The sequence below is a fragment of the Calditrichota bacterium genome (genome assembly GCA_013151735.1).
Classification (GTDB): domain Bacteria; phylum Zhuqueibacterota; class JdFR-76; order JdFR-76; family BMS3Abin05; genus BMS3Abin05.
In genome coordinates, this window is sequence record JAADHR010000056.1 from 46,493 (window position 1) to 49,865 (window position 3,373).

General features: G+C 50.0%; 5 protein-coding genes and 1 pseudogene (1 of these 6 only partly in view). All 6 read right to left on the bottom strand.

The annotated features are described in order from the left end of the window. Window positions 1-611: pseudogene (gene iorA, locus GXO76_03905) on the bottom strand (indolepyruvate ferredoxin oxidoreductase subunit alpha); it reaches 1,153 nt to the left of the window's first position. A gap of 352 nt (window positions 612-963) precedes the next feature. Next, window positions 964-1,254 carry a TIGR04076 family protein gene (locus tag GXO76_03910; GenBank protein NOY76997.1) on the bottom strand — a complete coding sequence of 97 codons (291 nt, stop codon included), beginning with the start codon at window positions 1,252-1,254 and terminating at the stop codon, window positions 964-966. 82 nt (window positions 1,255-1,336) lie between these two features. Then, window positions 1,337-1,663, bottom strand: a complete 327-nt coding sequence (locus GXO76_03915; GenBank protein ID NOY76998.1) for a hypothetical protein — start codon at window positions 1,661-1,663, stop codon at window positions 1,337-1,339. Window positions 1,664-1,668: 5 nt separating this feature from the next. After that, window positions 1,669-2,043, bottom strand: a complete 375-nt coding sequence (locus GXO76_03920) for a YraN family protein (protein ID NOY76999.1) — start codon at window positions 2,041-2,043, stop codon at window positions 1,669-1,671. Beyond that, complete coding sequence (locus GXO76_03925; GenBank protein ID NOY77000.1) at window positions 2,027-2,650, bottom strand: ribonuclease HII; 624 nt, start codon at window positions 2,648-2,650, stop codon at window positions 2,027-2,029. The genes GXO76_03920 and GXO76_03925 overlap by 17 nt, the downstream gene beginning before the upstream one ends. Before the next feature lie 67 nt (window positions 2,651-2,717). Next, on the bottom strand, window positions 2,718-3,373 hold a 656-nt coding region (locus GXO76_03930; protein NOY77001.1), incomplete at its 5' end, for an alanine:cation symporter family protein.

Below are 3,373 nucleotides of genomic sequence, written 5' to 3' on the forward strand. Positions count from 1 at the left end.
ACAACCGGGTGGCGCAGACGCCCGGTAGACGGCAGCAGCACATTTTTGGTTAATTCCTTTTTGTAGGGTTTTAGCGGGACGTCCATTCGGCTTCCGAGCAAGACCACACTCTTGGAGTGGCTGACCCGCGTGGTGGTTCGCAGCAAAACAGGGGTATCAAAGGCTTCGCTTATTTCGAAAGCCTGAATGGTGAAATCTTTGGCCTCCTGGCTGTCGGAGGGTTCCAGCAGCGGTAATTTGGCGGCTTTTGCATACCAGCGATTGTCCTGCTCATTCTGGGAAGAATGCATTCCCGGATCATCGGCCGTCAAGATCACAAGTCCCCCGTTTACCCCCATGTAGGAAAGGCTGAACAGAGGATCGGCAGCCACGTTAAGGCCCACATGCTTCATGGCGGCAAACGCCCGGGCGCCCCCCAGCGAGGCCCCGGCGGCCGTTTCAACAGCCACCTTTTCATTTGGCGCCCACTGGGCAATAACATCCTCAAATTGGGCAATGGCTTCCAGAACCTCCGTGCTCGGTGTTCCCGGATAGGCCGAGGCAAATTTTCCGCCAGCCTCGTAAACCCCCCGGGCAATGGCTTCATTTCCAGACAATATGGCTTTGGTCATTGATATCTCCCAATATTGGTTTGATTCAATATTTTGAACACAAAAAGACCGGTAAATGAAGCACGTCTTACGAATCTTTGGCAGGGATGAGAATAAAAACAAAGTAGGCTAATATTCGGAAATTGAGAAAATAAAAACCAGCAGATACACGCATTTGATGAAAAAATCGGGAGGGTAGACTCACATTACCCCGAGATAAACCGAAAGATTTTTGACGTACCCTCCAGCTGATTTTGGGAAAAACCATCTTGCAAAGGTCTCCGCACAATTTTCGATTCATTTTTAATAAAATACAACAGAATTTTATCAAAAACAAGATCCAATTTATGTTGGGGAAAAAGTCCCCGGCACCCTATGGAACTGCCTCAATCTCAAAAATCACCGAACCTCCACCCGTCAGTTCGGCACAATCGGGACATTGCAGGCAGGCTTTTTTCTCTCCACACTCCAGACCCAATTCCTTTGGAGAAATCCCACCGGCAAGTGCCCGGTAAAAGGGCATCACACTGGCCAATCCGTGCAAGCAAATGGACTGGCTTTCCGGAATTTTCAACCGAAAACCGTCAAGAATTTCAAAATATTGTCCCATCCGGTAAACCGGACACGTACCCTTTATTTCTCTTACTCGTATCGTGAGATCCATTGGATTTCCCTCTCCTTTGCCAAAAAGGCCCTGGCACCTTGAAGGTGCCGGGGACTTCTCCAGAAATTCCCGACACGCTGTACTAAAAAGCGGCTCCCAGGTTCCGGTAGTATTGCATCAGAACAAATCCAAGAACTCCAATAAAAAAACCAATGACCAGAACAAAGACCAGAAAAACACCCGCAAAGGCGATCAAATCCTTCCCGGGAGAATCCCGATAGCGCGTGAATTTGTAAACAATGGTGTCGTAGAATGTCTTTCCAACAAACACGATTGCCAGAGCGATACCGGCCGTAATCTTAAATACCTGCATGCGGGAGGTAATGGGCGTGCCGATGGGAAGCAAGAGGTACAAAACAACCAGCCATTTTCCGATTTCAAGGGATATTGATTTAATTGTGGATTTCATGGGTTTTACGGCTCCAGCCAGAAGGCATCTTCGTAATGCCGAAAAACGGGTTTGCCTTTTTCGAACTGAACGGTCACCACATCAAAACGCACGCTCGAATGGGGCGTGTTATGCGAGGCCAAGTAGGCGTTTGCCGCCGATCCCAGATGGCGCTGCTTTTTTTTATCCACGCGAAAAATGGGGTCTTCCTCATCGATCACATAACGGGTTTTGACTTCTACGAAAACAAGGAACTCATCTTTTTCAGCAATCAGATCAATCTCTCCGTGCCGGCTTCTGAAATTTTTCTCCAGAATGCGGTAGCCCTTTTTCTGCAGAAATCGCTCTGCCAAATGTTCCCCCGTTTTCCCCAGGGCATTGTGTTTACTGGAAATTTTCATAGCCCTTCCAATGAAAGGATTTGCGGTGGATTTCAGACGGCCCAAATTGCTGTAAGGCCTGAATGTGCTCTTTGGTCCCGTAACCCTTGTTCTTTGCAAAATGGTACATCGGATAGAGTTCATCGTAGGAAATCATCAGTCGATCCCGGGTCACCTTTGCAATAATGGAGGCTGCCGCTATCGAGAAGCTGAGACCGTCTCCTCCAACAATGGCCCGCGCCGCGTATTCCCACTCGGGAAGGTCCCGGCCATCCACCAAAATAAAATCCGGTGACATGGGCAGATTTTCAACCGCCTCCCGCATGGCTTTGAGGGTGGCTTGCAAAATATTCAGTCGGTCAATTTCCTGCGGATTAACCTTTCCCACCCCCACGCCGGCAGCCTTTTCCAAAATTTCGTGGTACAGCTCCTCTCTTCGGGATGCCGAAAGCTTTTTGCTATCCGTAACGCCTTCAATAAAATCATACGGTTCGAAAACAACGGCTGCGGCCACTACCGGCCCGGCCAGAGGCCCGCGACCGGCTTCATCAACACCTGCCAGCCATTGGGTGCCCTCGGTCCAGTAGTGGACCTCAAACTCCAGAAGATCTTCGGAGCTGCTTTTCACCTCTTCCTCTCAAAACAATTTGATTGGCCTGGAAAGTCCTTTAGTGATTCAGCATACAGGAAACAGGCTACCATTTTCGATGAAGCTGGTTTTTGAAATAGCTTTTGGTTTCCACAACAATGATTCCGGCCAGTCCCAGCAGACCGATTAAATTGGGAATGGCCATCAGGCCGTTCATGATGTCGGCCAGCGTCCACACGAGCTGCAATTCCACCACGGCACCCACCGCTACAAAAAGCGTAAACAGGACGCGATAGGGCATTACCCACTTTTCGCCAAACAGGTATTCCAGAGATTTTTCACCGTAGTAGCTCCAGCCCAGAATAGTTGAGTAGGCAAAGAGAATCAGCCCAATGGTGACGATCAGACCGCCGATCGAAGAGCGCATGCCGGTGTTAAATGCAATCGTGGTGAGCTCGGCACCGGTTTTTCCGTTTGCCCACACCCCGCTTGAAATGATAACAAAGCCCGTCATGGAACACACAACAATGGTGTCAATAAATGTCTGGGTCATTGAAACCAGGGCTTGCGTAACCGGGTATTTGGTTTGCGCGGCGGCCGCGGCGATCGGGGAGCTTCCCAGACCCGATTCATTGGAAAAGACCCCCCGGGCTACCCCCATTCGGATCGTCAGAAGAACCGTGGAACCCAGAAATCCGCCCGTAGCCGCGGTTGGGGTAAAGGCTTTTTCAAACACCAAGGCAAAAACCTCGGGGATCTTCC

Excerpts from the sequence above, each read along its gene's own strand:
- GXO76_03910 (NOY76997.1), bottom strand. The coding sequence starts at position 1,254 with ATGGATCTCACGATACGAGTAAGAGAAATAAAGGGTACGTGTCCGGTT.
- GXO76_03915 (NOY76998.1), bottom strand. The coding sequence starts at position 1,663 with ATGAAATCCACAATTAAATCAATATCCCTTGAAATCGGAAAATGGCTG.
- GXO76_03920 (NOY76999.1), bottom strand. The coding sequence starts at position 2,043 with ATGAAAATTTCCAGTAAACACAATGCCCTGGGGAAAACGGGGGAACAT.